Genomic DNA, 26,296 nt, shown 5'->3' with positions numbered 1-26,296 from the left:
CACTTGTGCATTGACTGCACGTTTGTGACTATATTAGCATCATTTCGTCGGTCAAGCCATTTTGTCGTTGGAAATCCAAGGAGTCTCGGACGCGCGATGATGATGCAGAAACGCCAGGCTGATGACGATATCGCACAGGCAGCGTGGCTTTATTACGTTGGCAACCTCAGCCAGCAGGAGGTCAGCAAGCGGTTGGGCATTTCACGCTTCAAAGTGCTGCGTATGCTGGCCGACGCGCGCGAACAGGGGTTGGTGCGTATCACGGTCGAGCATCGAACCTCGCGCACTTTGGCACTGGCCGATCAACTGGTTGACGGGTTTGGCCTGCAAGAGGTGCAGGTCGCGCCCACGGGTGCCGCGACCGATGATGACGTCATGTCGCGCCATGCGGTTGCGATCCTTGCAAGCGGCTATCTTGCCCGGATCGCCGGGGCCGACAGCCAGGCCACGGTCGGGCTGGGATGGGGGCGCACGCTGTCCGCCATGGCAGACAACCTGACAGGTGTGCGCAACACGGGCCTGACCTTTGTGTCGCTGATGGGGTCTGTAACCTATGCCTCACATACCGCCCCCGGCGATGTCTGCGTCAGGCTGGCGGCACAGACCGGAGGACGGGCAATTCTGCTGCCCGCGCCTTTTGTGACGGACAGTGCAGTTGCCTGTGAGGGGATCATGTCACAGCGTCTTGTCCGCGAAGCGATGGATGTCGCCCGCAAGGCCGATCACGCGCTGATGAGCGTCGGCGAATGCCGCGAAGGCGCGATCCTGTTCGACAGCGATATCTTCACCGCCGATCAAATCCAGCAACTGCTTGACGCACAGGTCGTCGGCGATTGCTGCGGTGTTTTTTACCGGGCCGACGGCACGGTTGCAGATATAGAACTGAACCGCTGTACGCCCTGCGTACAACCTGCTGATATGGCGAAGATGGACACGGTGTTGCTCGCCGCCGGCATTGGCAAGCTGGCCTCGACACTGGCGGTCCTGCGTGCCGGGTTCGTCAAGAAACTGATGATTGATGAAGGGCTTGCCGTTGCGCTTGTGCAGGCCAGAAAGGATCTGGGAGGATAAGATGGAAGGCTTCGGCGTTCATACAAGCATGTGGACCATGACATGGGACCGGGCAGGCTGCGAGAGGGCTGTCACCAAGGCGAAATCCTATGGCATGGATTTCCTTGAAATTGCGCTGCTTGATCCGCCAAGCGTCGATGCTGCGCATAGCCGTCAGATGCTGGAGGCGGCACAGATGCGGGCGGTCTGTTCGCTCGGCCTGCCGCAAGAGGTATGGGCCTCGCATAACCCCGATGGCGCGGTCGATTTCCTGACCGTGGCGCTGGATAAATGTGCCGCAATCGGCGCAGAGGCATTGTCCGGCGTGGTTTACGGCGGCATCGGCGAACGGACGGGCCAGCCGCCGACGCAAGCCGAACTGGATAACGTCGCGGATGCCATGACCCGCGCGGCGAGACACGCAAAATCACTGGGCCTGCTGTTCGGGATCGAGCCGGTCAATCGCTACGAGACCCATCTGATCAATACCGGCTGGCAAGCGGTCGAGATGATCGAACGCATCGGCGCGGACAACATATTCGTCCACCTCGACACCTATCATATGAACATCGAGGAAAAGGGCATCGCGCAAGGCATCATCGATGCACGCGACCACCTGCGCTACATCCACTTGTCGGAATCCGATCGGGGAACGCCGGGCGCGGGGACAATCGCCTGGGACGAGATTTACAGTGCGTTGCGCGCGATCGGTTTCAAAGGGGGACTCGCGATGGAGAGCTTTATCAACATGCCGCCCGCGCTTGCAAACGGCCTGTCCGTCTGGCGGCCTGTCGCGTCCGGCGAAACCGAAGTGATGGAGAACGGGCTGCCATTCCTGCGAAACAAGGCCCGCCAATACGGATTGATCTGACGGGTTCAGACGGACGGCGCGTTCGGTGACAGGCCTCACATGCCTGACCACCGGGAGTGCCCATGTTTCGGTGTTGTCACGACGATGAAGGGTTTCGCTAGGCCAACGACATCTGCATTTAATCTGGACCCGGCACCCACCGGAGAGAAGCTTGTTTGTATTGGCTATTCCCTGCGCGCTGAGTAGTCCAGAAGGGACAGAACGGGGGATATCGGCATGTCAGTAAACGTTCAAAACTGAGCCGGTTTCAGCGATTAAATCCACCTCTCTATGTGGTGCAAAGCGCTCAGTCGGGCCACCCTCATGTAGCGGATCCGTCTGGGGGCTTTGCTTGCGCGAGGTTTATGTTTTTCCGCGTTGCTTGCTTTGTGCGAACCGCTATGAGGTGTTGCCCGTTTCGATGATGGCACAATGCTGGCTTGCGCGATCCGGAAGCGCTGTTGTCATTTTGGCATCGCCGAAGACAGTGGCCCATTCCCTGAATCTCAGATTTGTGGTGATGACGACGCTTGTCTTCTCGCAACGCTTTCTAAGCAGCTGAAAAAAACAGCGCGCTGCCTGATGTACTGACCGGCAGGTAGCCGAGGTCATCATCACCGCCGTCGCCAGAAAGCTGGTCACCATCGCTAATGCGTTGTGCAAGAGCCGTCAGAAATGGGCAGCCAAGACGACCTGACAGGTACAGTTGCTAATGGTTCCCATGGGGATTTCCTCTTCGATGTGTGTTTCGATATCCGGGAAATCGGCTCAGGAACCGTTGGGCGGTTGGATCCATGCTCAAGGTTCGATAACTCACCGCTGTTGCGTTGACGTGGGCTTGTGTCGCTGCGGGAACTTGCCGCCGTTTCCATTATGGAAAAACGGCGCGGAGGATCGCGAGCGCGGCGTTGTAACATTTCGGGTTTGGTGCAACATTCTGTTGCGCCGGGGGCAAGAACGGGGGCAAACACGCCCAAACAGAGAAAGACCGAACGGATGGCTGAGCAGGAATACCCAATAAAACAAGGGAAGTCGGACGTTTCCCGCGCCGCTCGCCTAGCCATCGCACCGATGATGGACTGGACCGACCGTCACTGTCGTTATCTGCATCGGAAGCTTAGCCGCGACACGCTGCTTTACACCGAGATGGTTACCGCTCCGGCGTTGGTTCGCGGTGGGGCGACGCATTTGCTTGCCTTTAACGCTGAAGAGCATCCGGTGGCGTTGCAACTGGGAGGCTCGGACCCGGTGGAGTTGGCAGAGGCAGCCCGGTTGGGGGCGGCTGCGGGCTATGATGAGATCAACCTCAATGTCGGCTGCCCGTCGGACCGCGTGCAATCAGGCACGTTCGGCGCGGTGCTGATGAAAGATCCCGGCCTTGTTGCGGAGTGCTGTGCCGCGATGATTGAGGCCAGCCCGGTTGAAGTGACGGTAAAATGCAGGATCGGCGTGGACGATCAGGATCCCGAAGCCGTGTTGCCGGAGTTTCTGGCACGCATTTCGGCGGCCGGTGTGCAGCGTTTTGCCATTCATGCGCGCAAGGCGTGGTTGCAGGGGCTCAGCCCGAAGCAGAACCGTGACGTGCCGCCGCTGGATTACGCATTGCCGTTGCGCATGAAGGGGCTGTTTCCGGCGCTGCATCTGTCGGTGAATGGCGGCATCGGATCGCTGGATGAGGCGGAGGCGTTCCTTGAGCAGGGCTTTGACGGGGTGATGATCGGACGGAGCGCGTATCATTCCCCGGCCGAGATCCTGGCGCAAGCTGATCGGCGGATCTTTGGGAGTGGGACAGACACCGATCCGGTCGGGGTGGCGCGCCAGATGATGCCCTATGCAGCCGATCATATCGCGTCGGGCGGGAAGCTGGCGCAGGTCACACGCCACATGCTGGGACTGTTTTCGGGACGTCCCGGAGCGCGTATCTGGCGAAGGGTGCTGTCGGAACAGGCGCATCTGCCGGGGGCGGGGCCGGAGCTGATCGAACAGGCGCTGTGCGCGGTGCTTGATGCACAGGCGGGTGATCGCGGATCCGAAACGCGCGGCAGCGCAGGAACAACTTTGACTGTGTGAACGCGCCGCGTTTTCGAACATCAAACGGGCTGATCGGCGCGTCCGGCCGCAACGCTGCTTTGTCGCATTGTCGTCTCCGGTTTGCGCGGGGGTGCCTGACCCCGCTCGCCACCAGAGGAAAAGCGCCTCAGTCTGCCGGTGATGGCGGGGTGGAATTGCGCGCAAGCCGTCCGGCACGGCCGCCCCTGCGTTTGGTCAGCTTGGACCGGCGGGCGGGCAGGGTGTCCATGATCTGCTGCCGTTCTTCCACCGGCATCTTCGACCAGCGGGTGATTTCGTCGATACTGCGCAGGCAGCCCGTGCAAAGGCGCACCTCGGGGTGAACGACGCAAAGATTAACGCAGGGCGATGCGAGCTCATCGCGCTTCCAGATATCGTCTTTCACATCATGCCCTTTCACTGCGCCGCGATATGCCGAACCCGGTCAAGCAGCCCTTGCAGGATATATGAAGCCGCGACATGATCTATGACCTCGGCGCGACGTTTTCGTGACGTATCCGCCTCCAACAGCGCTCTTTCGGCGGCGACGGTGGATAGACGCTCGTCCCAAAACGCAATCGGTCCGTCCCAAAGTCGCGACAGATTGCGCGCGAATGCGCGTGTCGACTGGCACCGCGGCCCTTCGGAGCCGTCCATGTTGCGCGGCAGCCCAAGCACAAGCCCGCCGATGTTGCGATGCGCGATGATTTCCTGAATGCGCGCGGCGTCCAGGGTAAATTTCTTGCGGCGGATCGTCTCCAGCGGTGTGGCCACGGACATCAGCCCGTCCGAGACGGCAACACCGATGGTCTTTGTGCCGAAATCAAGGCCGATCAACGGACAGGGCCGGGGCAGGGCGGCGACAAAATCGCTGGTTTCTTCGTAGATCATCAAGACACCTTGCGCGGTTGTTGCGCGCGCATCGCGCAGCGCGGGAGGATGGCCGCCACGCCAAGACGCAATAGGCGCGCTTGAACGCAACGTCGGGCAGGGCGGGGCATTGCCGGATCATGGCAGCATACCCGCGCTGCGGGCGGCGGCCCGGATCGTCTCCAAGGCGGGCGCATTGCCGACAAACACTTCTTCAGCGTTTTGCAGGATGGCTCGGGCCTGGGCGGTGTCGCCCAACACGCTGTGCGCACCGATCAGGCGCGCCCAGTCCTCGGGCGGGCCGCCTTCTGTAGCAAGCCGGTTGGACAGGCGCGCGACCATGCCTCGGATCATTTCCTGCCGGTCGGCCTCTGACATCTCGCCTGCGGCGTCTATATCGGCTGCGCTGGGGCCGGGCGCATCCACAAGCGGTGGCAGCTGATAGTCAACGCCCGCGCGCATCGCCATATCCTCGATCTGGGCGCGCAGCGGCACGATCCAGGGATCGGTCGCAGTGCTGTCACGCAACAGGTCCTGCCAAAGACGGAAGGCGGCATCCGGGCGTCCGGTCTGGGCCATCATCAAACCGTAATAGTAGCGCGCGACGCCATTGGCCGGATCGCGCGACAGGGCGGCATTCAATGCGTCCTCGGCTTCCGGCGAGACATAGCCGCCTGCTGCAAGGATACGCATATCGGCAAGGTCTGCATAATCGCGCGCCGTGGCACCCTCGCCCCTCAGAGAAACCACCTGCGCCTGTGCTTCGGACGCAGCCACATAGTTGCCCAGCGCCGCCTCGCTACCGGCCAAAAGCGTCTGCCCTTGCAGATCATCGGGCCGCTCTTGCACCGCACCGCGCAACCGCTTGACCAGTGCGAGATATTCAGCAGGCGGCTCTTCCAGCAGCGGGGCGGGTCCGGCGCGGGCGATTTCTGCTTCCGCCTCTGCCTGCGAGGGGCGGCTTTCGCGGGCGTCGCGGGCCATCTCCTTGCGGCGCTCAAGACCAAGATCACCGTAACCGGGCGCACCCAACTGCCAATACAGCCCGATCCCGCCACCAAGCAACGCCAGTGTCAGAACAGCCGGGAAAACCATGCCGCCCCGGCGCACCTGCGAAACATCCTTCCCTTCCTGAACGCGACTGTCCGCCGCCAGAATGCGCCGCGACACCTCGGTGCGCAGCCGTTCGGCATCTTCCGGCGCGATCACGCCGCGGGCGGCGTCCCTGTCAATCTCGGCCAACTGGTCGCGATAGACTTTCAGGTCGAACGCTTCGGCGGGGCCGGTGTCGCGGCGTCCCCGCACAAGTGCCAGCGTCAAAAGCGCAGCCACGCCGCAGGTCAACGCCACGGTAAGGAACCAGAAAACCGTCATGCTTGCTCCTGCGCCAATCATGCAGGTCATGTATAGCGCCGCGCGCCATCACAAAAGGGCAAAACCGCGCGGGGGTGCGCCGATGTCGCAACTGCACATGATCGTGACGGTTGCGATCATGGGGCGGTTCGGGCCAAGGTTCAGTCAGGACACCTGAACAGATTGCCGGATTCGACGCCCATGAAACGCTATTCCGCCTTTGCCATCGCCAAAGAAGCCCTGCGTGACCACACAGGCTGGGACCGCGCCTGGCGGCGTGCCACACCGAAGAAGCGCTACGATGTGGTGATCGTGGGGGCAGGCGGGCATGGCCTTGCCACCGCGTATTACCTTGGCAAGAATTTCGGCATCACCAATGTCGCGGTACTGGAAAAAGGCTGGCTGGGCGGCGGCAATACCGGGCGCAACACCACGATCATCCGGTCGAACTACCTGCAAGATCCCTCTGCCGCGATCTACGAAAAATCCCGCAGCCTCTACGAGACGATGAGCCAGGACCTCAATTACAACGTCATGTTCTCGCCGCGCGGGGTTATGATGCTGGCCCAGACCGAACATGAGGTGCGCGGCTTCAAACGCACCGCACACGCCAATGCCCTGCAAGGCGTTGTGACCGAGTTCATATCGCCCGCCCGCGTCAAGCAACTGGTGCCGATCATGAATATCGACGGGCCGCGCTACCCGGTGCTTGGCGCGCTCTGGCAGGCGCGGGCCGGCACGGCGCGCCACGATGCGGTGGCCTGGGGCTATGCGCGGGCCTGTTCGGATATGGGCATGGACATCATCCAGAAATGCGAGGTCACGGGCGTGCAGTCCGACGGTGGGCGCGTCACGGGCGTATCCACCACACAAGGCAACATTGCCTGTGACAAGCTGGGGATGGTCGTCGCGGGCCATTCAGGGGCGCTGGCGGATATGGCGGGCTTCCGCCTGCCTATTGAAAGCGTGGCCCTACAGGCGCTGGTCAGCGAACCCATCAAACCCTGCATGGATGTGGTCGTCATGGCCAACACCGTGCATGGCTATCTCAGCCAGTCCGACAAGGGCGAGATGGTCATCGGCGGCGGCACCGACGGGTTCAACAGTTACACCCAGCGCGGCAGCTTCCACCATATCGAGGAAACCGTCCGCGCCCTGATCGAGACCTTCCCGATGATCTCCCGCCTGAAAATGCTGCGCCAATGGGGCGGTATCGTGGATATCACCGGCGACCGCTCGCCGATCCTGTCGAAAACGCCCCTTGGCGGCTGCTTCATCAATTGCGGCTGGGGCACGGGCGGCTTCAAGGCGATCCCCGGATCCGGCTGGGCCATGGCAGAGCTGATGGCACGCGGCCGCTCGCCGCTGACGGACGCCTTCGGCCTCAACCGCTTCCGCGAAGGCCGCTTCGTGGATGAGAGTGTGGCGGCAGGGGTGGCGCACTGATGAACGATCTAGTCAACGTCACGTTTTCCAAAGGGAAAGAGCTCATCCTCAATCTCACGAATTTCCATCGCGTTGGCGCTCAGGTCCGAATGGATGTCGCGAAATTCTTCTTGGCGATCCATCGCAATACGACGGGCGGTAGAAGTCAATTCCTCGGCCCTTCGCAAATTTTCTTTGGCTCGGTGGTGCGAGAGCTTTTTAGCCGCCCACTCAGGGAGGATGGCATGGTGAGCCCTCTTCAGCGACTCGAGTTCGAATTCCAAATGTCGAAAGTAGTTGGTGTTAGTCATGGGAGTTTTGTCCCTCGTTGTTCATCGAAGGTTCAACCATCCATTCGTTTTTCTGGAAACACAAATTGTATAAACTGTAGATAAGCTATGGATATCGGTTTTACATCAATCTCAGACACTTGGAGATAGAAGCTTGACTAGAATCGATAGTTCGCAGCGCAACGCCGTCCTCGCCGGGGTATCCAGAATGCCTTTCGCCTTAGAGACTCATGCTGTGGATAAGAAAAAATGCTAACCCTAAAATGCCCCTATTGCGGCATCACCGCCGAGGAAACCGAACTCCACGCCGGTGGAGAGGCGCATCTGACGCGCTATGGTCCGGACTCCTCGGATGACAATTTCGAAACCTACCTCTTCACCCGCGAAAACCCCAAGGGGGTGCATTTTGAACGCTGGCGGCACAGCCATGGCTGCGGCAAGTGGTTCCACGCCGCGCGCTGCACCCTGACGATGGAGGTGTTCGGCACATACTCCGCCCAGACCACAAAGCCGCCGCAAACCATCCTCGATGCGATCACTGCCAAACGACCCGGCTGGTCATGGAGAGATCTCTCCTGATGCTTCTTCTTGGCAAAAATACTCCCGCGCGGAGCGCTCCGACATCGCCACCAAAGACAGGGCCAGAGACATGAGCACACGCCTTCCCACCGGCGGACGCCTGACCGACCGCACCTACCGCGTCAAGTTCACCTTCAACGGCAAGAGCCTGACGGGCTATGCCGGGGATACGCTGGCCTCGGCACTTCTGGCCAATGATCAGTTGCTGATGGGCCGGTCGTTCAAATACCACCGCCCGCGCGGTCCCGTGGCCTCTGGCGCGGAAGAACCCAACGCGCTGGTCAATCTGGGCAAGGGCGACCGGTTCGAGCCCAATCAGCGTGCCACCACGACAGAGCTTTTCGACGGGCTGACAGCGACCAGTCAGAACCACTGGCCCAGTCTTGAAATGGATATCGGCGCGATCAACACGCATCTGGCGCGGGTGCTGCCCGCCGGTTTCTACTACAAGATGTTCATGTATCCGCGTGCCTTCTGGAAACATGTCTACGAACCGTTCATCCGCCAATCCGCCGGTCTGGGCAAAGCACCGGATGCCGAGGCGCGCGATGCCGACAGCTACGAACATTTCTACCACTACACCGATGTGCTGGTGGTGGGCGGCGGCATAGCGGGCCTTATGGCGGCCAAGGCGGCGGGTCAGACCGGTGCCAAGGTCCTTGTGCTGGAACAAACAGCCCATTGGGGCGGTCGCGCCCCGGTCGATGGCGGCACGATTGACGGTCAAACACCCGATGCATGGGTCAATTCGGTGCTGCACGAGCTGCGCGCCATGCCGAATGTCACGCTGCGCAACCGGACCATGGGAGCGGGCGTCTACGATCATGGCTATGCGCTCGGCTATGAACGCCTGACCGACCATGCGCCCGAGTTGGACGGTCCGCGCCATCGCCTGTGGCGCATCCGTGCCGCGCGGATTGTCACCGCAACGGGTGCCATCGAACGCCCGATCTCGTTCGCGGGCAACGATATTCCGGGTGTGATGCTCGCATCGGCGGTGCGCGATTACCTTGTGAACTGGGGAGTCAGCATCGGCGACCGGACCGTGGTCGTCACGAATAACGATGACGCCTATCGCACTGCGATTGAATTGAAAAAGGCCGGGCTGGACGTGCCCGCGATCATCGACGCACGCAATTATGGCGGTGGCGCGCTGATGGCCGAGGCACAGACGCTTGGCATCCGCGTCGAGCAGGGGCGCGCCATCGCCAAGGTGCTGGGCGGCAAGCGCGTGACGGGTGTGGCAATCTGCAACCAGCAGGGCGAGGGTGCCATTCTGGACGAGATCGAGTGCGACGCGGTTGCCATGTCCGGCGGTTGGTCCCCGGTCGTTCACCTGTGGTCGCATTGCGGCGGCAAACTGGACTGGGACGAGGCGGGGGCTTTCTTCCGTCCGCGCGCAGATGCTGGTCCGACCGGGGCTGACGGCAAGTCCTTCGTCAGCGTCGCCGGTGCCGCAGATGGTCATATGGCGCTTGCCCCGCTGTTGAAAGACGCCGCACAAACCGGGGTTGTCGCTGCAAACAATGCCGGCTTTCCCGGGCAAACATCCGCGCCGGATGCCGAAGACGTGCCGGAAAAACCGCTGGAGCCGGTCTGGCTGATGCCGCAGGGCGCGCGCTATGATCTGCGGATGAAGGCGTGGCTGGATTACCAGAACGACGTCAAAGTCTCGGATGTGCAACTGGCGGCGCGCGAAGGCTATGAAAGTGTTGAGCATACCAAGCGTTACACCACGTTGGGCATGGCAACGGATCAGGGAAAACTCAGTAACATCAACGGCCTCTCGACGTTGTCCAATGCATTGGGTGAGGCCATTCCACAGGTTGGCACCACCACCTTCCGCCCGCCTTATACGCCGATCTCGATGGGCGTCATTGCAGGCGAGGCACGCGGCGCGCTGTTTCAACCTGTCCGCCAGACCCCGATCCACGCGTGGCACGAAAGGCATGACGTGCATTGGGAACCTGTCGGCCACTGGCGGCGCCCCTATTGCTACCCGCGCGGCGAGGAAGATCACGCGCAGGCCGTCATCCGGGAGGTGAACGCCGTCCGCCAAAGCCTTGGTTTGCTTGACGCATCCACGCTGGGCAAGATCATCGTGAAGGGGCCGGATGCGGGGCGTTTCCTCGACATGCTCTACACCAATATGATGTCGACACTGAAACCCGGCAAATGCCGCTACGGGCTGATGTGCAGCGAAAACGGCTTTCTGATCGAAGATGGTGTCGTGGCGCGGCTGGATGAGGACACGTTCCTGTGCCACACCACCACGGGCGGCGCGGATCATATCCATGCCCATATGGAAGAATGGCTGCAAACTGAATGGTGGGACTGGCAGGTCTACACCGCCAACGTGACCGAACAATACGCCCAAATCGCCGTGGTCGGCCCCAATGCCCGGAAACTGCTGGAGAAACTCGGCGGCATGACTGTCTCGAAAGAGGCGCTGCCCTTCATGGCCTGGGCTGATGGCACACTTGGTGGCTTCCCTGTGCGGATCTTCCGGATCAGCTTTTCGGGCGAGTTGTCCTATGAGATCGCCACGCCGGCCGGATATGGCCGCGCGCTTTGGGATCTGCTTTATGCCAAAGGCGCTGAATGGAACATCACACCTTATGGCACCGAAGCGCTGCATGTTCTGCGCGCCGAAAAAGGGTTCATCATGATCGGGGATGAGACTGACGGCACGGTAATCCCGCAGGATCTGGGGCTGAACTGGGCCATCTCTAAGAAGAAGGACGATTATCTGGGCAAGCGCGCGCAGGCCCGATCGCATATGACCGATCCCGCGCGCTGGAAGCTGGTGGGCTTGATGACGGAGGATGGATCGGTCCTGCCCGAGGGCGCTTATGCGGTGGCAGGGGGCACCAATGCCAATGACCAGCGCAATACGCAGGGCCGCGTCACCTCGACCTATTTCTCACCGACGCTGGGCCGCGGCATCGCCATGGGGCTGGTGCTGAACGGGCCTGAGCGGATGGATGAGGTGATCGATTTCACCCATGTCGAAGGCTTCACCGTGCCTGCCCGGATCGTCGATCCGGTGTTCTACGATCCTGAAGGGGAGAAGCAGAATGTCTGAACCGATCAGCGCATTGCGCCGCGCGCGCTATGAAGGATTTGTCACCGTCGAAGAGGCGGGCCTGCAAGGCATGGTCCAGATCCGGGGCGATTTCGATTCCGACATCTTCACGCGGGCCGTGTCCGACGCTGCCGGTGTCCCGATGCCTGGACAGCGCAAGGCGCTTTGGGAAGGTCGCCAGGGCCTGTTGTGGATGTCCCCGGACGAGGTAATGCTGCTGTGTCCATACCCCGAGGCTGACCGTGCGCTCGCCCGGTTGGACAGCGCTTTGGCTGGCACCCATCATCTTGCGCTGAACGTGTCGGACGCGCGCACCTTGTTCACGCTGGAAGGCACAGGCCTGCGCGAAGTGCTGGCAAAGCTTGCGCCTGTTGACATGTCGCCTGACGTGTTTCGGCCCGGTATGCTGCGCCGTACGCGGCTGGCACAGGTCGCGGCAGCCTTCTGGTTGCGATCCGACACGCGCGCAGAGGTGATCTGCTTCCGGTCCGTCGCCCCATATATGATGGATTTGCTGTCTACCGCCGCAGCAACCGGCAGTGAGGTTGGGCTTCACGGCGACTGACAGATATGACAATCGCTGTAAGTCAGCGCGCCCCGGTCCCTTTTTAAAGATTTGGCGTGAATCGGATGGAACCCGAAAGCGCCACCAAGGGTTGACCTTACTGAACGGAATGCGCAGTTATCATATAGCAGCCACAACACTTAGGGGGACCCCAAAATGGCTTTCGAACTTCCCGATCTTCCATATGCCCACGACGCCCTTGCCAGCAAAGGCATGTCGCAGGAGACTCTGGAATATCACCACGACATTCACCACAAGGCCTATGTCGACAACGGCAACAAGCTGATCGACGGGACCGAGTGGGCGGACAAATCTCTCGAAGAGATCATCAAGGGCACATATGATGCCAACGCCGTCGCCCAGTCCGGTATCTTCAACAACGCTTCGCAGCACTGGAACCACACCCAGTTCTGGGAAATGATGGGGCCAGGCTCGGGTGACATGCCCGGAGAGCTTGAATCGCGCCTCAAGGATGCTTTCGGCTCGGTCGAGAAGTTCAAAGAGGATTTCTCGGCTGCGGGTGCAGGTCAGTTCGGCTCTGGCTGGGCTTGGCTGGTCGTCGATGGTGACGGCAGCCTGAAAGTTACCAAGACAGAGAATGGCGTGAATCCGGTCTGCTTCGGCCAGACAGCACTTCTGGGCTGTGACGTGTGGGAGCATTCCTACTACATCGACTTCCGCAACAAGCGTCCGGCTTACCTGTCCAACTTCCTGGAGAACCTTGTGAACTGGGATAACGTGGCAGAGCGGCTGTCCAAAGCCTGAACTGCCCCGACCTAATCGATTTGAACGCCCCGTGGCCCTGCGCTGCGGGGCGTTTTGCATGGCGGCCAGCGTCAGCAAATCTGCGCAATGGTTGACGGATTTCAATATTGCAGACGTCGCGGTGCCGAAACCCCGACAACTGTCACGGTGACATGGAACAGGAGTGCCGCTGCGGGGGTTGGTTCAGTGATGCAGCCAAAGGAGGACGTCATGGCAGACAGAAAGCGATCAACCGACGGCACACGCGAGACAGAGCAGGTCTTGGGCGAGAAGCCTGAGAATCTGGAAGACCAACCCTCGGTGGCAGGGCGGTCGGGCGGCGAGATCGCCCGAAAGGTCGGCACCCGCGACGAAGAAAAACGGTATGATGAAACTTCGGCGGGTAAGACGCGCCCGTTGGGACAGGATCAGAATCGTAGTGGTGACAAGGAGAAAGTGTAATGGTCGCACTTTCAAAAGGCACTTGGATCCTTGTTGCGGATGGCGAGAAGGCCTTGTTTCTTCGTAACGATCTGGATGCGCAAGATCCCGACCTTAACGTGATGCAGCACGAAGAGCAGGACAATCCGTCCGACCGCGAGCAATCCGCCAATCGGCCGGGTCGCATGCACGACACGGGCGTGGGGCAACGCTCTGCGATGGATGACACGGATTGGCACGAGCTTGCGAAAGAGCGTTTTGCCGACGAACTTTCCGACATTCTGTATCAGAAAGCGTACAAGAATGAGTTCGAGAAGCTGGTCATCGCCGCGCCACCGAATATCCTTGGCGAATTGCGGGACAAGCTGCACATGGAAGTGTCGTCGCGCGTGATTGCCGAGATACCCAAGACATACACCAACCATCCGATCGACAAGATCGAGGCTTTGATCAAGGCCGAACTGGCAGAGCGCTAATATTCTGGATGGAACAGGTATCTGTTTCGCATCCGGTTTTGAGAACATCTACCGGCTGATTGGGCTTTGAATATTGACTGGCGCTGTCAGGATCGATTCCTGACAGCGCCTTTCTTTTGACCCGTCAGGGTCAGCCGATGATCCCGTTCAGCGTGGTGCTGGGGCGCATGACCGTGGACGTCTTGTCAGGATCGCCGTGATAGTAGCCACCCAGATCGACGGGTTTGCCTTCGGCTGCATTGATCTCGGTCGAGATGGCCTCTTCACCGTCAACCAGCGCCTTGGAGATGGGCGCGAAATGCGCGGCAAGGTCGGCATCTTTCGACTGCGCGGCAAGTGCTTCGGCCCAGTAGCGGGCGAACCAGTAGTGGCTGTCCCGGTTGTCGAGCAGACCGACCTTGCGCTCTGGCGATTTGTTGGTCTCCAGAAGCTTCTGGGTCGCGTCCTCTACGGCCTCGCCCATGATCTCGGCACGGGCGTTGCCCCGGCTTTCGGCTAGGAACTTCAGCGACTCGCCAAGCGCACAGAACTCGCCAAGGCTGTCCCAACGCAGGTGGTTCTCTTCCATCAACTGCTGGACGTGCTTGGGTGCAGAGCCGCCGGCCCCGGTTTCAAACAAGCCACCGCCATTCATCAGTTTGACGATCGACAGCATCTTGGCCGAGGTGCCCAGTTCGAGGATCGGGAACAGGTCTGTCAGGTAGTCGCGCAGCACGTTGCCGGTGATGGTGACGCAATCATCGCCCTTGGTCATCGTCTCCAGCGTGAAGCGGGTCGCGTCGCGCGGTGCCATGATCGGAATGTCCAAACCGGCACCCGCCAGCGCGGGCTTCACATATTTGATCAGTTCCGCATCATGGGCACGGTTCGCGTCCAGCCAGAAGGCCGCGGCACCCGTGGCTTTGGTGCGCGCGATACCAAGCTGGATCCAATCCTCGATCGGGGCTTTCTTTGCCGTAGCGGAACGCCAGATGTCGCCTTTGTTCACGGCGTGTTCGTGCAGCACGTCCCCATTGCCCAGAACGATGCGGACCGTGCCTTTGCCGTCCATTTCGAACGTGGTTGGGTGAGAGCCGTATTCCTCGGCCTTCTGGGCCATCAGCCCGACATTGGACACCGCACCGCAAGTGGTCGGGTCAAGCGCGCCGTTCTCTTTGAAATACTTGATCGTTTCGTCATAGACCGGCGCATAGGAACTGTCGGGAATGCAGCATTTGGTTTCCGCCGCCTTGCCGTCCGGCCCCCAACCAATACCACCCGCGCGGATCACGGCGGGCATGGATGCGTCGATGATCACATCGGACGATACATGCAGGTTGGTGATGCCTCGGTCGGAATTGACCATGTAAAGCGGCGGTTTGCCGTCAAGCGCCGCTTTCAGGTCGGCCTCCAGCTCTGCATTGCCGGCGATCTTTGCATCCAGATCGCCGATCCCGGCATTCGGAGTCCAACCCAGCGCCGCGACGGTGTCGCCGTGCTTGGAAAGGAAATCTTCCAGGTAGACGCTGACGAAATGGCCAAAAATGATTGGATCTGAGACCTTCATCATCGTGGCTTTCAAGTGAACCGAGAATAGCACGCCCGGCTCCATGCTGGCCACTTCGGCGCGGATGAACTCGCGCAGCGCGGCAGCGGACATGAAGGTGGCATCGACGACGGTGCCTTCGTCATAGCTCAGCCCGTCTTTCAGCACTGTTTCGGTGCCGTCTTCGGCGGTGAAGGTGATCTTGGCAGGCCCGGCCTGAGCGGCACTGATCGTGGCGGATTTCTCGTTCGAGAAGAAGTCATTGCCCTCCATCTGCGCGACATGGGTCCGGCTGTCGGCGGACCATTTGCCCATCGAATGCGGGTTTTGCATCGCATAGGCCTTGACCGCCTTGGCCGCGCGCCGGTCAGAGTTGCCTTCGCGCAGCACAGGGTTCACGGCAGAGCCCTTGATCGCGTCATAGCGGCGCTGAATGTCCTTTTCGGCATCGCTTTGCGGATCGGACGGATAGTCGGGCAGGGCGTATCCCTGACCCTGAAGTTCCTTGATCGCGGCGTTCAATTGCGGCTGCGAGGCCGAGATATTGGGCAGCTTGATGACATTTGCGGTCGGTTGCTTGACCAGTTTGCCCAGCTCGGCAAGGTCATCGGTAATGCGCTGCTCTTCGGTCAGGAAATCGGGGAATGCCGAAAGGATGCGCCCGGCAACGGAAATGTTGCGCGTCTCGATCCCGATGTCTGCTGCCTTGGCAAAAGACCGGATGATCGGCAGCAGCGACGCGCTGGCCAGTTCCGGGGCCTCGTCGACGATGGTATAGATGATATCGGGTGTTTCTGAATTCGCCATGATGTCAGCCGTCTCCGCATTCAGGACGGGCGGCCAGGCAGGATGCGTGGCGGCGCCCGAGGCACGCGGCGGGAAGGCACGCAGGGCATCCACGACCCCCGGTTCCGCGCAGTTGCCTGTCGCCTAGATCAGCGGGTGCAGCGTGTCAATGCGCTCTGCATACAATGGCGTACAATGGGCGCAAACAGTGGCGATCTGCCGCGTTATCGGACAGACTCCGCTGGCATTTTCAGCCGGAGTTCGGCAGGCACGCGCGCCGGGGTAAGCGGGTCACGCGCCGCCCGTCATCATTCCGCTCAGGCCGTCATAGATCAGCTTGCAGGCCACTATGGCGACCATCCCATACATCAGCGGATAGAAAACCTCGGCCCGCATGCGTTTGACAATCGCCGCCCCCACGAAGGTTGACACCAAGGCGACGGGCAGCAGCACAAGCGCGGACCAGAGCGACTGCGCGGTGAATTCCCCCAGCGCGGCGTAGGGGATGACCTTGATCGCGTTGACGACCGCGAAAAAGATCACCGATGTGCCTGTGAAGATCTTCGGGTCCAGCCGCAACGGCATGGCGTAGACCTGAAAGGGCGGGCCGCCTGCATGGGCCACAAAGCTGGTGAAGCCCGCCAGCGTGCCGAATATCGTGGCGAGCAGCCCGTTCCGGCGCGCCGGAACGCCGCCCGTCTTGCCGCGCGCGCCGATGGCGACACGCAGAACGAACAGCAGCGCCACAAGCCCGACCAGCAGCCGCACGAAATCATCCGAGGTGATCGACACCGCCGACGCCCCGATCACGATACCCAGCACAGCGGCGGGCAGCATTTGCAGCAACAGTTGCTTGTCGTAATAGCCGCGCCATGCCCAAAGGCTCATGGCGTCCATGGCCAGAAGGACCGGCAGCAGCAGGGCCGCCGCCTGCATCGGCGGCATTACAAAGGCCAAGAGCGGCACAGCAATCAGCGCCATCGCGCCGCCCAGACCGCCCTTGGACAGGCCCACCAGAAACACCGCCAGAACGCCGAGCATCAATGTCGGAAGGTCATTGAAATAGGTCAGCGCAGCGAGGTCCATGGATCATCCTGTCAGCCCCGCCGCAAAACGGGCAGGCGGGCACAGCGCCTGAATTTCTTGTGGTCAGTGCAAGGACGGACGGGTCTTCTGGACCTCTGTCCCTGTCTTGCGCCGCAACTTGACCGCGAAATCGGGGCATTGCAAGGGGTTAGAGGGCGATAAGATGGTTATCCCAGCTAAGCCCTTCAAAGCGTGCTATCGGTTCGGGCCGGGTACCAAGACGCATCATACCGCCCAGCCCATCCGTTGCCACCATCCCGTCAGGCCCGGCAGCGATGCCACAAACATCTGCGCGGGCAAGGCTTTGCACGGCACCCGTGGCGACATCGAACCGGTGGATGCGCCCGCCACGCGGTGACGTGATCGCGACATCGGTGCCGTCGCGGCTGAACGCGACACTGCCGGCATAGCCCTGCATCACCAACTGTTCGCCAAGATCGGCAGAAAGCAGACGCGGTTCTTTGCCGCGTTCATGCAATCCAAGCAGCGGCACGGGGTCCGAGGACTCTCCCTGCCATTGCATCGCAAAACCGACGGTGCGATCAGGCGCTTGCGCCAGATGACGGATCGAGTTCATGTGGAGCCCTGGATCAAGCACGACCTCTTCGAGCAGCGCGCCGTCCGGGGCGATATAGGCAAGGCTTGGCCGCATCTGGGGGATGTTCAGCTTGTCGCGGCCCCGGTCGGGATGCGTGCGGATGCCGCCATTGGCGACCACCAGAACATCATCCACTGTGCTGAGGATCTCATGCGGGCCAATCCCGTGGCTGACGATCTCTCCAATCCGCGCATAGCCCCGTTTGCGGGACCAGAGCCCGATCCGGCCAGCACCCGTGTCGATCTGATTTTCGGTGGTGCACAGGATGTCACCGCCCGCAATAAACGCGCCGTGCCCGTAGAAATGCCGCCCCGCGGGGCTTTGCAGCCGGTGCTCAACCTCACCGGTCAGGCAGTTGATGACCAGCGCGAACGTGCCCGGACGCCGCGCAAAGGCCACCGCCTCGGGCGCTGTGGGGTGGGCTGCGGCGGCATGACCACGCGTGGGTAGGGCAATGCGAAACCGCTCCGTCCCGTCCCGCGCCAGCCCCAGCAGCACATAGGCCCCGTCCGCATCCCGCGCCGCGCCAAGCCATGCCGGGCTGCCAACATCCGCCCAGCTAAGCCGTGGCGCGCTTGCCGCCGCGAGAAGGCTTCCGAGAAAAGCGCGCCGTGCGATCATCCTCAATCTCCATCCGTCGCGTTGAACCCCGCCGACACGCCAAGTGGTACGCCGACCTCATTGGCGATCGCGGGCAGGAGCGCCTTGATTTTCTGTTGCAGGATCTCAACTTGCAGGCGGCCTTGCGGATCTGCCACACCCGCGAAGATTGGATCATCCAGATCGCGCGCGGTTTGCAGTGCAATGTCGAAACCGGCATCAATCTGCGGGGTCGGACCGTCGGCAAGCGCTTGTGCGAAACCATGCAAAGATTCGAGTGATAGTATAACATTGCGCAGCGATCGTCCCGAACGATACGCCTCGGCCCGTGTGGGGCGCGGGCGGTCGAACGTGCCCAAAGGCCGACCAAGGCGTTGATCCGCGTTGAGTTCGATCCCCGTCGTCAGCGTGGTGTAAAGCGCCTGTGCTGCCTCGGATTTTGTCAAGAAAGTGGTGTTCCCGGCATCCCCGGCGGTCGTGACTGTCTGGGCATATTCGTCGCGCCATTCTTTAGCTATGGCATCCGCCATCTGCGCCAGATCGGCACTCATCGCCTGCGCGAGCGTACAGGTGTAACTGTCTGGTGCGTAACCGGAAAATTTCGGCTCGAACAGCACCCGTTCCAGCGCGGCGAAGCCTCTGCCTGCGATGGAAACGTCGGCAAACTGCTTCGCGGTCTGGGCGGCAGCATCCTTATCCGCGATCAACCTTGCGACGGTGCGCGGCACCAAACCCCGCGTATCTGGCCAGAACTGGATCGCCAAGGCGCGCCCGTCTTGTTCGACAGGCCCGATCCGAAGGTAGGAGATCCCCATCCATGCATCGAAAGCAGCTTGAAAGTCGTCCTGCAAGGCATTGGCTGTACAGTCATTCTTTGCAGAGGTAGACAGATTTTCAGCGGCATTTGAAAAACGTGCCGTCATCGGCAGGATATGGTCGTTCACGGCCTCCGGGACGCCTGCAAAGGCAGGACCGGCGGCGAAGGCAAGGGCAAGGATCAGGCGCATGTCACAGGCTTTCCAAATAGCGGATCAGGGCTTCGCGGTCGGGTTTGTCCAACCCGATCACGGACTCGCGGGCAGTTTCGGCCTCGCCGCCATGCCAGAGGATTGCCTCCAGCAGGGTGCGGGCGCGACCATCATGCAGATACGCTTCGTGGCCGCTGACCTGCCGTGTCAAACCGATACCCCAAAGCGGTGCGGTGCGCCACTCCCGGCCCGTCGCGCGCAGCTCTGGCCGGTTGTCGGCAAGACCTTCGCCCATGTCATGCAGAAGCATGTCGGTATGCGGCCAGATCAGTTGAAAGCTCTGTTCCGGTTGATCCTTCAGCCGCGCGGTGACGAATTTCGGCTGGTGGCAGCTTGCGCATCCGGAGGTGTGAAAGACCTCCTTGCCGCGCAACACTTGGTGATCGTCGATGTCACGTCGGGCAGGGACGCCAAGGTTGCGGCTGTAGAAGGTAACAAGGTCCAAGCCTTCGGCGTCGATCTCTGTTCCGCGCGCATCGTCATCGCCATGCGGACCCGCCACGCAGGCGTCCTGCCGGGCGGTGCAGTCGCCTGCCGCGTTTGGAAACAATGGGTTGGAGATACCAATATCGCCCGCAAAGGCGCTGGCTGCCTGTTCCAGAACGGAAGGATTGCCGGCTTTCCACCCGAAACGCCCCAGCATCGGGCGATCGAACTCGACAGACCAGACCACCTGCGCCTTGCCGGAAATGCCGTCACCGTCGCTATCCTCGGGGTCGGCAAGCGCCAGAATATCCTCTGCCGGAATCGCCTCCAGCAGGCCAAGCCCGATCATCTGCGGGGACAGTCGGGCAGAGAGCTGGATGTCCGGCGAAGGCGCGCCATAGGCTGCGTCGGCGATGCTGTAGCTTGGCGACCGCAGCATCACGACTTCGCCATCGTTTAACGTCACCGGGTATTCCGTGTAGGTCACGCGCATTTGCCCTTCGGCCGCGTGGCCAGGAACTGCGAAATCCTGCAATTGTCCGCCATAGACGGGATCCGGACGGGTGCGCGGCGTGGTGTCACCGATGCTGGTCAGGTAGGTTTCGATCTTCGAGGGATTTGCATCGCTGGGCACCGACAGGCGCAGAAACATCGACACATTGCTGTCGTCCGGCCCTTCGGGCGTGTGTCCGCGCCCGTCCTTCAGGTGGCATCGCTGACACGAACGCGCGTTATAGACCGGCCCCAGACCGTCCGACGCGCGGGTCGAGGAGGGCGACGAGACCCACAACTTGCGGAACAACCCGTTGCCCAGCTTGAAGTCCAACTCGTCCTCAAAGCTGACATTGCCAGATGGTAGCGAAAACGCGTCTGCTGTGTCGCGCGCCCGCACGGTGGCCGCCCCGCCGGGATTGGCCTCAAACGGTTCCGGCACCGAGAAATCGGTGGGCGGCGCGACGGCGCGGGCGATCCGGGCGATCTCGGCATCGGTGCGGGGCAGGGTGGCCAGCGGGTGATCCGTCGGCAGTTCTGCCAGCCCCGCGAAAGGCACCAAGGCAAAAGCCAGTGATGTAAGAGCCAGACGAGACGTCATGTGGTGATCCTGTCGGGGCGGCCCAGTCGCCGCCCCGTTTGAGCCGTTTACTGAAAGACTGCGTCCGGATCGTCAAGGCTGTCGGAGCCTTCGATGCCGACGCCGTCCAGACCGAGCGCGGTCACTGCGCGCTCAATCCCGCGGGTCTGGTTCACCAGTGCGTCAACCGCGCTCATGATCAGGGCTTCGCCGGCGTCATTGCCGCGCGCCAACATCTGATCATAGCTGGTGCCAGCCTCGGCCGTGGATTTGATCGCCGCCAGACGCGCCATGGTTGCATCAAGCTGCGTGCGCAAGCCTGCGTCAACATCCGCATCGGCCTCGGCGACCAGATCGGACAGGCTTTCGCCGCTCACGATGCTGCCATCGACGCGCGTGTAATGCCCGGTATAGACGTTGCGAATGCCCAGACCGTCATAGAAATGGCTGTTATGGGTATTGTCGGAAAAGCAGTCATGCTCTTCTTCGGGATCGTTCAGCATGACGCCCAGCTTCATCCGCTCGCCCGCCTGTTCGCCGTAGGACAGACTGCCCATCCCGGTCAGCATCGCCACCAGCCCGGCATCTTCATCCGCGGTCAACGTGCTGCGCGCTTCGCCCTCTGCGCCCCATTGCGCCGCCATCCATTCCAGATCGGAGAGCAACAGATCGGTCGCTGCGCGCAGATATTCGCCGCGCCGGTCACAATTGCCATTGGTGCACTCATCGCCCGTGGCGTAATCCGTCCACGGCCGGTCACCCGCGCCATGATCCGTGCCGTTCAGATCCTGACCCCAAAGCAGAAATTCCACGGCATGATAACCGGTTGCGACATTTGCTTCGACCTGATCGGCCTCGTGCAGCGTGGTTTCCAGAAGCTCTGGCGTGATCGCGGTCGCGTCAATTTCCTGACCTGACAGGGTAAAGGTCGGCTGCGCAATTACGTTCAGTACGGCATAGGGGTTTTCATCGGTCGGGCCGGCATCATCGGCGACATAGTCGATCAGGCCTTCATCCAGCGGCCAAGCGTTGACCTTGCCTTCCCAGTCATCAACGATGGCATTCCCGAAACGGAACACCTCTGTCTGCTGGTAGGGCACACGCGCGGCAATCCAGGCTTCGCGGGCACGGGTTAATGTTTGGGCAGACGGCTTTTCCAAAAGCGCATCGATGGCATCCGACAGACGCTGTGCGGTGGTCACGCTGTCCTCGTACCCGGCCTGTGCGATGTCGGCATATGTGTTCAGAACGTCAGCCTTGCCGGCCATCAGCGGCGTGGAAAACGCGGCCAGGGCGCAGGCGGCGGTCATCGTGCGTATCATCATAGTCTTTCCTGTCGGTTCGCGGTGGGCTTGATTGGATTTCTGGCCAAGTTACTGACAAAAAGACTAGGATAAGTCAATCCGACAAGAACAATCAGGATTGTGGCTGTTCAGGTCAGCCCCTTGTCAGCCGGTATTACCGCGGCTAACCATTTACCTCGAAACGCGGGGGCGACATGAAAATATGCGCACTGACAATGGTTTACAAAGATTATTGGGCTTTGGATGTCTGGTATCGGCACTACGCGCAGCTACTGGGGGCCGACGCGCTGTACATCGTGGCGCATGGTGCCGATCCAGAGGTACAGCGGATCTGTCCGGGCGCCAGTATCTGGACGATTCCGCGAGATGACCTCAGCTATTTCGACCGGAAGCGTTCGGAATTGCTGAACGCGTTTCAGGCAGGACTACTTTCCAGCTATGACTGGGTGATCCGCACGGATGCGGACGAATTGATCTGCGCCGATCCCGCTATCGGCTCGCTTCAGCAGATCTTTGCCGCAGCGGGCAGGGTGCCCGTCCTTACCGCGCTTGGCCTTGATCTGGTCGAACAGCCCGAAGACGGACCTTTGCGGGACGGGCTTTGGAGAACGCGGAAAAATGTTTCCTTTACAGGTCATTACAGCAAGGCTTTCGCGCAGTCCAAGCCGGTCAATCTGACATTGCACGGCACCAAAGTGCCGCCACGCAGACTGGCGGATTTTCCCTTTGTGATGCCGGAGGGGCTGTATCTGGTGCATCTGAAATATGCCAATCTGGACGCGTTGGAAACGGTCAATGCCGACCGCGTTGCAATGTCAAACGCAGGACAAAAAGGATTGCCCGGCGCGGGTTGGCGGGAAGCCTATGCAGATGCGGCGCAGTTTCTGGCCAGTTTCCGGGCAAAGCCCGTGCTGCCGTGGCACAAGGCGCGCGCAAAGGCCTTTCGTGCGCTTTCCAACGATCCCGCACGCAGCGAGCGTCTGGGCCTCGTCAAGGCGCGCGCGTTGAAATTTCCGTTTCGCACTGTGCTGCCCGATTGGTTCGAAACCTTTGAGCAATAGCGGATGAAGGTGTAAAACCGGCCAGCACAAACACTGGACAATATCGGCATTCCGGGGCATTCAGACGCGCCAAGTCAAGGAACGGAGAACAGCATGGCCGACGGAACTTTTGCAGTATTGACCCTTGCGCTCGGGCTTTGGGACATGTCGCAAAACCACTGTCCGAATGAGGGCTGTCTCGCTTACAATCAGGTGCCGTCATATACTGCCATCTCTGGCGGCGGCGTGTATTTCCAGGACGAGCATGTGGACGAAGAAATCTACATTCGCCGCGATACGCGCAAGGCGCATGGTCCGTTTCAGATGATCTATGGTCTATCGGTCACCGGGCGCGGCGATGCCTGGGCCGGTTTGGGACATGCCTATACGATGAGCAACCGCAGCCAGAGCGCCTATATGCAGCTTCACGCGATGACCGGTCTGTATCTGCAAGGTGGCGGCCCGGATCTTGGTGGCCCGATCGAATTCCGGTCCGGTATCGAGTTTGGCCTTCAAGGACGCAGCGGCGCGCGGTTCGGTCTGGCCTACGATCACCGCTCGAATGCCGGGTTGTACGGCGACAACCTTGGGCTTGAGACGATCCAGTTGCGTGTCAGCATTCCAACGAACTGAACGATACAGAGCGAGGCATGGCTCTTACGGCGGCTTATGGACGAAATGTCCATTCAGGCTGCAATTCTATGCCATGCGCATCACCAATATTTACATAATACTGATTATGCGAATGATATATGAGCGAAAGGCCCATTCCATTCTGGATCATCTGCCATACCAAATGAATGTCGAACGAGATCTCTAACCCAGCGCGTAGCCCGCACCCCGAACCGTACGCAGAGGATCTTTGCCGCCATATTGACACAACGCCTTGCGCAGACGTCCGATATGAACGTCAACGGTGCGCGTATCGACATAGATGTCCCGGCCCCAGACCCGATCGAGAAGTTGTTCACGCGACCAGACCCGGCCCGGCTTTTCCAGAAAGGTCGCCAGCAGCCGAAACTCTGTCGGACCCAGTTTCAGCGGTGCTTCCGCGCGTGTGACCTTGTGGGTTTCGGCATCCAGAAGGATATCGAGATATTCCAGACGCGCGCCCATTGTCGCGGGCCGTGTCCGGCGCAGCTGCGCGCGCACCCGCGCCATAAGTTCTACGACCGAAAACGGCTTTACGACATAGTCGTCAGCGCCGGTTTCCAACCCGCGGACCCGGTCCACCTCTTCGGTGCGGGCCGACAGCATGATGACCGGAATACTACGGGTATCAGAGCGGCTTTTTATGCGGCGGCAAACCTCGATCCCCGAGACGTTCGGCAACATCCAGTCCAGCACCACGAGGTCCGGCGCCTCTTCCGCAACAAGCAGCATCGCCTCTTCGCCGTTCTCGGCGACGGCGACGCGAAACCCTTCAGCCTCCAGATTGTAGGACAGGATTTCACGTTGTGAGGCTTCGTCCTCGACCACGAGTACTGTTGGTTGTGACGCGCTCATCCTAGTCTGGCTCCGCTTCGGGGTTATATTTCATATCCGAGGATGTGACATCCGCTTTTGGTCGCGATCCTTCCGGCGTTTCCCCGGTGACGTAGAACAGCACCTGCTCGGCGATCGCGGTGACATGGTCGCCCATGCGCTCGACGTTCTTGGCGATGAAATGCAAATGCATGCAGGCGGTGATATTACGCGGATCCTCCAGCATGAAGGTCAGGAATTCACGGAACAGCGTGTTGTACATCTCGTCAACCTCGCGGTCGCGCTCGATCACGTCGCGTGCAAAATCGGGATCGCGCTGGATGAACGCATCCAAAGCATCCTTCAGCATCGCCTCGACCTCGCGCGTCATGCGCCGGATCGACCCGGTTGCGCCGGAAATCTGCGTTAGCTGTCCCAGCACGTCAGAGCGTTTGGCAAGGTTCTTCGATAGATCACCTATCCGTTCCAGGTTCGAGGTCATCCGCATGATCGCCAGCACTGTCCGCAAATCGACGGCTGTTGGCGCGCGAAGTGCTATGAGGTTGGCAACCTCGTCGTTGATCTGCTCGTCCAGCGCATCAATGGCAGCATCGCCGCGACGCACCTTTTCGGCCAGTTCCTGATCGCGGCTTTCCAGCGCTTTGGAAGAGTCGACGATGGACGCCTCGACCAGCCCCCCCATCTTCAGGATTTTCGCATGGATCGAGTCTAGATCCCGGTCAAAAGCCGATGCGATATGTCTGCTGTCGTTCATGGTTCTATCCGATCCGGCCAGTGATATAGCTTTCGGTGCGGCTGTCTTCGGGGTTTGTGAAGATCTTGACCGTGTCACCGAACTCGACAAGATTGCCGAGATGAAAGAATGCGGTCCGCTGGCTGACCCTTGCGGCCTGCTGCATGGAATGTGTGACGATCACCACCGAATACTGCTGGCGCAATTCGTCGATCAGCTCTTCGACCTGAGCCGTGGCGATGGGATCCAGCGCCGAACAAGGCTCGTCCATCAGCAAAACCTCGGGCTCCGTGGCAATGGCGCGTGCAATGCACAGGCGCTGCTGTTGCCCGCCTGACAGCCCGGTGCCAGAGGCATGCAACCGGTCCTTGACCTCTTCCCAGATGGCGCCGCGACGCAGGGATTTCTCAACGATTTCGTCAAGATCAGCCTTGTTCTTTGCCAGCCCGTGAATGCGCGGACCGTATGCGATATTGTCGTAAATCGACTTCGGGAACGGGTTGGGTTTCTGGAAGACCATGCCGACCTTGGCGCGCAGTTGCACCGGGTCGACACGCTTGTCGTTTATATCCTCACCGTCGAGCAGGATTTTCCCCTGCACACGGCAGATGTCGATCGTGTCATTCATCCGGTTGATACAGCGCAAAAACGTCGATTTTCCGCAGCCCGAAGGTCCGATGAATGCGGTGACGGTATTGGCTTCGATGTTCACGTTCACGTCCTTGATGGCGTGATTGTCGCCGTAATGAACTTGAACGTCACGGGCTGTAATCTTGGCGGTTTTCTGGTCCAAGGTCGTCTCCAGAGATTTAGGCGCATCGTACATGTTTGGTCTC

General features: G+C 60.6%; 26 protein-coding genes and 1 pseudogene. 13 read left to right on the top strand and 14 right to left on the bottom strand.

Annotation, left to right across the window (positions count from 1 at the left end):
- The first annotated feature begins 102 nt into the window (after positions 1 to 102).
- Together B8991_RS01625 and B8991_RS01620 are read left to right on the top strand one after the other, a co-directional pair.
- On the top strand, positions 103 to 1,071 hold the full coding sequence (locus tag B8991_RS01625) for a sugar-binding transcriptional regulator (protein ID WP_235866505.1): 969 nt from the start codon (positions 103 to 105) through the stop codon (positions 1,069 to 1,071).
- Between the two features lie 37 nt (positions 1,072 to 1,108).
- Complete coding sequence (locus B8991_RS01620) at positions 1,109 to 1,921, top strand: sugar phosphate isomerase/epimerase family protein (RefSeq protein ID WP_235866504.1); 813 nt, start codon at positions 1,109 to 1,111, stop codon at positions 1,919 to 1,921.
- A 378-nt stretch (positions 1,922 to 2,299) separates the two neighbouring features.
- On the opposite strand, the pseudogene B8991_RS01615 reads toward B8991_RS01620, so the two are convergent.
- A pseudogene (locus B8991_RS01615) lies at positions 2,300 to 2,513 on the bottom strand (ATP-binding protein); the annotation flags it as partial.
- Positions 2,514 to 2,896: 383 nt separating this feature from the next.
- Here B8991_RS01615 and dusA point away from each other — a divergent pair.
- Positions 2,897 to 3,970, top strand: coding sequence for a tRNA dihydrouridine(20/20a) synthase DusA (gene dusA, locus B8991_RS01610; protein WP_084350048.1), 1,074 nt, complete (start codon positions 2,897 to 2,899; stop codon positions 3,968 to 3,970).
- 127 nt (positions 3,971 to 4,097) lie between these two features.
- On the opposite strand, the gene B8991_RS01605 is transcribed toward dusA, so the two are convergent.
- The 3 genes from B8991_RS01605 to ccmI form a co-directional block, all read right to left on the bottom strand.
- Positions 4,098 to 4,355 (bottom strand): DUF1289 domain-containing protein, encoded by a 258-nt coding sequence (locus B8991_RS01605; RefSeq protein ID WP_084350304.1) that lies wholly within the window; start codon positions 4,353 to 4,355, stop codon positions 4,098 to 4,100.
- Between the two features lie 11 nt (positions 4,356 to 4,366).
- Positions 4,367 to 4,840: a Holliday junction resolvase RuvX gene (ruvX, locus tag B8991_RS01600; protein WP_084350047.1), complete on the bottom strand. Its 474-nt coding sequence runs from the start codon at positions 4,838 to 4,840 to the stop codon at positions 4,367 to 4,369.
- Between the two features lie 117 nt (positions 4,841 to 4,957).
- On the bottom strand, positions 4,958 to 6,193 hold the full coding sequence (gene ccmI, locus B8991_RS01595; RefSeq protein WP_084350046.1) for a c-type cytochrome biogenesis protein CcmI: 1,236 nt from the start codon (positions 6,191 to 6,193) through the stop codon (positions 4,958 to 4,960).
- On the opposite strand from ccmI, the gene B8991_RS21380 reads away from it, so the two are divergent.
- Both B8991_RS21380 and B8991_RS01590 read left to right on the top strand, forming a co-directional pair.
- Entirely contained in the window at positions 6,192 to 6,350 is a 159-nt protein-coding gene (locus B8991_RS21380) for a hypothetical protein (protein WP_179141404.1), read from the top strand. The two genes, ccmI and B8991_RS21380, sit on opposite strands and share 2 nt — an antisense overlap.
- 23 nt (positions 6,351 to 6,373) lie before the next feature.
- Positions 6,374 to 7,618, top strand: coding sequence for a sarcosine oxidase subunit beta family protein (locus B8991_RS01590; RefSeq protein WP_084350045.1), 1,245 nt, complete (start codon positions 6,374 to 6,376; stop codon positions 7,616 to 7,618).
- A gap of 8 nt (positions 7,619 to 7,626) precedes the next feature.
- On the opposite strand, the gene B8991_RS01585 is transcribed toward B8991_RS01590, so the two are convergent.
- On the bottom strand, positions 7,627 to 7,908 hold the full coding sequence (locus B8991_RS01585) for a hypothetical protein (protein ID WP_084350044.1): 282 nt from the start codon (positions 7,906 to 7,908) through the stop codon (positions 7,627 to 7,629).
- 228 nt (positions 7,909 to 8,136) lie between these two features.
- Here B8991_RS01585 and B8991_RS01580 point away from each other — a divergent pair, with 228 nt between their 5' ends.
- From B8991_RS01580 to B8991_RS01555, 6 genes are all read left to right on the top strand, one after another.
- Positions 8,137 to 8,466, top strand: a complete 330-nt coding sequence (locus B8991_RS01580) for a sarcosine oxidase subunit delta (RefSeq protein ID WP_084350043.1) — start codon at positions 8,137 to 8,139, stop codon at positions 8,464 to 8,466.
- Positions 8,467 to 8,536: 70 nt separating this feature from the next.
- Positions 8,537 to 11,551 (top strand): sarcosine oxidase subunit alpha family protein, encoded by a 3,015-nt coding sequence (locus B8991_RS01575; protein WP_084350042.1) that lies wholly within the window; start codon positions 8,537 to 8,539, stop codon positions 11,549 to 11,551.
- On the top strand, positions 11,544 to 12,116 hold the full coding sequence (locus tag B8991_RS01570; protein WP_084350041.1) for a sarcosine oxidase subunit gamma: 573 nt from the start codon (positions 11,544 to 11,546) through the stop codon (positions 12,114 to 12,116). Before B8991_RS01575 ends, B8991_RS01570 begins: the two co-directional genes overlap by 8 nt.
- A 156-nt stretch (positions 12,117 to 12,272) precedes the next feature.
- Positions 12,273 to 12,881 (top strand): superoxide dismutase, encoded by a 609-nt coding sequence (locus B8991_RS01565; RefSeq protein WP_084350040.1) that lies wholly within the window; start codon positions 12,273 to 12,275, stop codon positions 12,879 to 12,881.
- Positions 12,882 to 13,091: 210 nt separating this feature from the next.
- On the top strand, positions 13,092 to 13,322 hold the full coding sequence (locus B8991_RS01560; protein ID WP_084350303.1) for a hypothetical protein: 231 nt from the start codon (positions 13,092 to 13,094) through the stop codon (positions 13,320 to 13,322).
- Positions 13,322 to 13,777: a host attachment family protein gene (locus B8991_RS01555; protein ID WP_084350039.1), complete on the top strand. Its 456-nt coding sequence runs from the start codon at positions 13,322 to 13,324 to the stop codon at positions 13,775 to 13,777. The genes B8991_RS01560 and B8991_RS01555 overlap by 1 nt, the downstream gene beginning before the upstream one ends.
- A gap of 130 nt (positions 13,778 to 13,907) precedes the next feature.
- On the opposite strand, the gene B8991_RS01550 is transcribed toward B8991_RS01555, so the two are convergent.
- The 6 genes from B8991_RS01550 to B8991_RS01525 form a co-directional block, all read right to left on the bottom strand.
- Positions 13,908 to 16,109 carry an NADP-dependent isocitrate dehydrogenase gene (locus B8991_RS01550; protein WP_084350302.1) on the bottom strand — a complete coding sequence of 734 codons (2,202 nt, stop codon included), beginning with the start codon at positions 16,107 to 16,109 and terminating at the stop codon, positions 13,908 to 13,910.
- A 270-nt stretch (positions 16,110 to 16,379) separates the two neighbouring features.
- On the bottom strand, positions 16,380 to 17,174 hold the full coding sequence (locus tag B8991_RS01545; RefSeq protein WP_084350038.1) for a sulfite exporter TauE/SafE family protein: 795 nt from the start codon (positions 17,172 to 17,174) through the stop codon (positions 16,380 to 16,382).
- Positions 17,175 to 17,322: 148 nt separating this feature from the next.
- On the bottom strand, positions 17,323 to 18,393 hold the full coding sequence (locus B8991_RS01540; RefSeq protein ID WP_084350037.1) for a DUF1513 domain-containing protein: 1,071 nt from the start codon (positions 18,391 to 18,393) through the stop codon (positions 17,323 to 17,325).
- Positions 18,394 to 18,395: 2 nt separating this feature from the next.
- Complete coding sequence (locus tag B8991_RS01535; RefSeq protein WP_084350036.1) at positions 18,396 to 19,379, bottom strand: imelysin family protein; 984 nt, start codon at positions 19,377 to 19,379, stop codon at positions 18,396 to 18,398.
- Position 19,380: 1 nt separating this feature from the next.
- Positions 19,381 to 20,919 (bottom strand): di-heme oxidoreductase family protein, encoded by a 1,539-nt coding sequence (locus B8991_RS01530; protein WP_084350035.1) that lies wholly within the window; start codon positions 20,917 to 20,919, stop codon positions 19,381 to 19,383.
- Positions 20,920 to 20,966: 47 nt separating this feature from the next.
- Positions 20,967 to 22,220, bottom strand: a complete 1,254-nt coding sequence (locus B8991_RS01525) for an imelysin family protein (RefSeq protein WP_084350301.1) — start codon at positions 22,218 to 22,220, stop codon at positions 20,967 to 20,969.
- A 197-nt stretch (positions 22,221 to 22,417) separates the two neighbouring features.
- Between B8991_RS01525 and B8991_RS01520 the strand changes: the two genes are divergently transcribed.
- Together B8991_RS01520 and B8991_RS01515 are read left to right on the top strand one after the other, a co-directional pair.
- Positions 22,418 to 23,263 carry a glycosyltransferase family 2 protein gene (locus B8991_RS01520; protein WP_235866502.1) on the top strand — a complete coding sequence of 282 codons (846 nt, stop codon included), beginning with the start codon at positions 22,418 to 22,420 and terminating at the stop codon, positions 23,261 to 23,263.
- Positions 23,264 to 23,356: 93 nt separating this feature from the next.
- Positions 23,357 to 23,875, top strand: a complete 519-nt coding sequence (locus B8991_RS01515) for an acyloxyacyl hydrolase (RefSeq protein ID WP_084350033.1) — start codon at positions 23,357 to 23,359, stop codon at positions 23,873 to 23,875.
- A 183-nt stretch (positions 23,876 to 24,058) separates the two neighbouring features.
- Here B8991_RS01515 and phoB read toward each other — a convergent pair whose 3' ends face one another.
- Genes phoB through pstB form a run of 3 tightly spaced genes read right to left on the bottom strand, consistent with a single transcriptional unit; the run spans position 24,059 to position 26,286 of the window.
- Positions 24,059 to 24,748 (bottom strand): phosphate regulon transcriptional regulator PhoB, encoded by a 690-nt coding sequence (gene phoB / locus B8991_RS01510; RefSeq protein ID WP_084350032.1) that lies wholly within the window; start codon positions 24,746 to 24,748, stop codon positions 24,059 to 24,061.
- A 1-nt stretch (position 24,749) separates the two neighbouring features.
- Positions 24,750 to 25,481, bottom strand: coding sequence for a phosphate signaling complex protein PhoU (gene phoU / locus B8991_RS01505; RefSeq protein WP_084350031.1), 732 nt, complete (start codon positions 25,479 to 25,481; stop codon positions 24,750 to 24,752).
- Positions 25,482 to 25,485: 4 nt separating this feature from the next.
- Entirely contained in the window at positions 25,486 to 26,286 is an 801-nt protein-coding gene (gene pstB / locus B8991_RS01500; RefSeq protein ID WP_084350030.1) for a phosphate ABC transporter ATP-binding protein PstB, read from the bottom strand.
- Positions 26,287 to 26,296: the final 10 nt, after the last annotated feature.

The sequence above is a fragment of the Primorskyibacter flagellatus genome, from assembly GCF_900176485.1.
In the GTDB taxonomy this organism is placed as follows: Bacteria; Pseudomonadota; Alphaproteobacteria; order Rhodobacterales; family Rhodobacteraceae; genus Primorskyibacter; species Primorskyibacter flagellatus.
This window is presented reverse-complemented; position numbering and strand designations above follow the sequence as displayed.

What these genes read in the sequence shown, in the direction of transcription:
- B8991_RS01515 (WP_084350033.1), top strand. Translation starts at nt 23,357, where the DNA reads ATGGCCGACGGAACTTTTGCAGTATTGACCCTTGCGCTCGGGCTTTGG.
- ccmI (WP_084350046.1), bottom strand. Translation starts at nt 6,193, where the DNA reads ATGACGGTTTTCTGGTTCCTTACCGTGGCGTTGACCTGCGGCGTGGCT.
- B8991_RS01545 (WP_084350038.1), bottom strand. Translation starts at nt 17,174, where the DNA reads ATGGACCTCGCTGCGCTGACCTATTTCAATGACCTTCCGACATTGATG.
- B8991_RS01525 (WP_084350301.1), bottom strand. Translation starts at nt 22,220, where the DNA reads ATGATACGCACGATGACCGCCGCCTGCGCCCTGGCCGCGTTTTCCACG.
- B8991_RS01585 (WP_084350044.1), bottom strand. Translation starts at nt 7,908, where the DNA reads ATGACTAACACCAACTACTTTCGACATTTGGAATTCGAACTCGAGTCG.
- B8991_RS01535 (WP_084350036.1), bottom strand. Translation starts at nt 19,379, where the DNA reads ATGCGCCTGATCCTTGCCCTTGCCTTCGCCGCCGGTCCTGCCTTTGCA.
- B8991_RS01580 (WP_084350043.1), top strand. Translation starts at nt 8,137, where the DNA reads ATGCTAACCCTAAAATGCCCCTATTGCGGCATCACCGCCGAGGAAACC.
- dusA (WP_084350048.1), top strand. Translation starts at nt 2,897, where the DNA reads ATGGCTGAGCAGGAATACCCAATAAAACAAGGGAAGTCGGACGTTTCC.
- B8991_RS01530 (WP_084350035.1), bottom strand. Translation starts at nt 20,919, where the DNA reads ATGACGTCTCGTCTGGCTCTTACATCACTGGCTTTTGCCTTGGTGCCT.
- pstB (WP_084350030.1), bottom strand. Translation starts at nt 26,286, where the DNA reads ATGTACGATGCGCCTAAATCTCTGGAGACGACCTTGGACCAGAAAACC.
- B8991_RS01540 (WP_084350037.1), bottom strand. Translation starts at nt 18,393, where the DNA reads ATGATCGCACGGCGCGCTTTTCTCGGAAGCCTTCTCGCGGCGGCAAGC.
- B8991_RS01565 (WP_084350040.1), top strand. Translation starts at nt 12,273, where the DNA reads ATGGCTTTCGAACTTCCCGATCTTCCATATGCCCACGACGCCCTTGCC.
- B8991_RS01550 (WP_084350302.1), bottom strand. Translation starts at nt 16,109, where the DNA reads ATGGCGAATTCAGAAACACCCGATATCATCTATACCATCGTCGACGAG.
- phoU (WP_084350031.1), bottom strand. Translation starts at nt 25,481, where the DNA reads ATGAACGACAGCAGACATATCGCATCGGCTTTTGACCGGGATCTAGAC.
- B8991_RS01620 (WP_235866504.1), top strand. Translation starts at nt 1,109, where the DNA reads ATGACATGGGACCGGGCAGGCTGCGAGAGGGCTGTCACCAAGGCGAAA.
- B8991_RS01575 (WP_084350042.1), top strand. Translation starts at nt 8,537, where the DNA reads ATGAGCACACGCCTTCCCACCGGCGGACGCCTGACCGACCGCACCTAC.
- ruvX (WP_084350047.1), bottom strand. Translation starts at nt 4,840, where the DNA reads ATGATCTACGAAGAAACCAGCGATTTTGTCGCCGCCCTGCCCCGGCCC.
- B8991_RS01555 (WP_084350039.1), top strand. Translation starts at nt 13,322, where the DNA reads ATGGTCGCACTTTCAAAAGGCACTTGGATCCTTGTTGCGGATGGCGAG.
- phoB (WP_084350032.1), bottom strand. Translation starts at nt 24,748, where the DNA reads ATGAGCGCGTCACAACCAACAGTACTCGTGGTCGAGGACGAAGCCTCA.
- B8991_RS01570 (WP_084350041.1), top strand. Translation starts at nt 11,544, where the DNA reads ATGTCTGAACCGATCAGCGCATTGCGCCGCGCGCGCTATGAAGGATTT.
- B8991_RS01560 (WP_084350303.1), top strand. Translation starts at nt 13,092, where the DNA reads ATGGCAGACAGAAAGCGATCAACCGACGGCACACGCGAGACAGAGCAG.
- B8991_RS01590 (WP_084350045.1), top strand. Translation starts at nt 6,374, where the DNA reads ATGAAACGCTATTCCGCCTTTGCCATCGCCAAAGAAGCCCTGCGTGAC.
- B8991_RS21380 (WP_179141404.1), top strand. Translation starts at nt 6,192, where the DNA reads ATGCTTGCTCCTGCGCCAATCATGCAGGTCATGTATAGCGCCGCGCGC.
- B8991_RS01625 (WP_235866505.1), top strand. Translation starts at nt 103, where the DNA reads ATGCAGAAACGCCAGGCTGATGACGATATCGCACAGGCAGCGTGGCTT.
- B8991_RS01520 (WP_235866502.1), top strand. Translation starts at nt 22,418, where the DNA reads ATGGTTTACAAAGATTATTGGGCTTTGGATGTCTGGTATCGGCACTAC.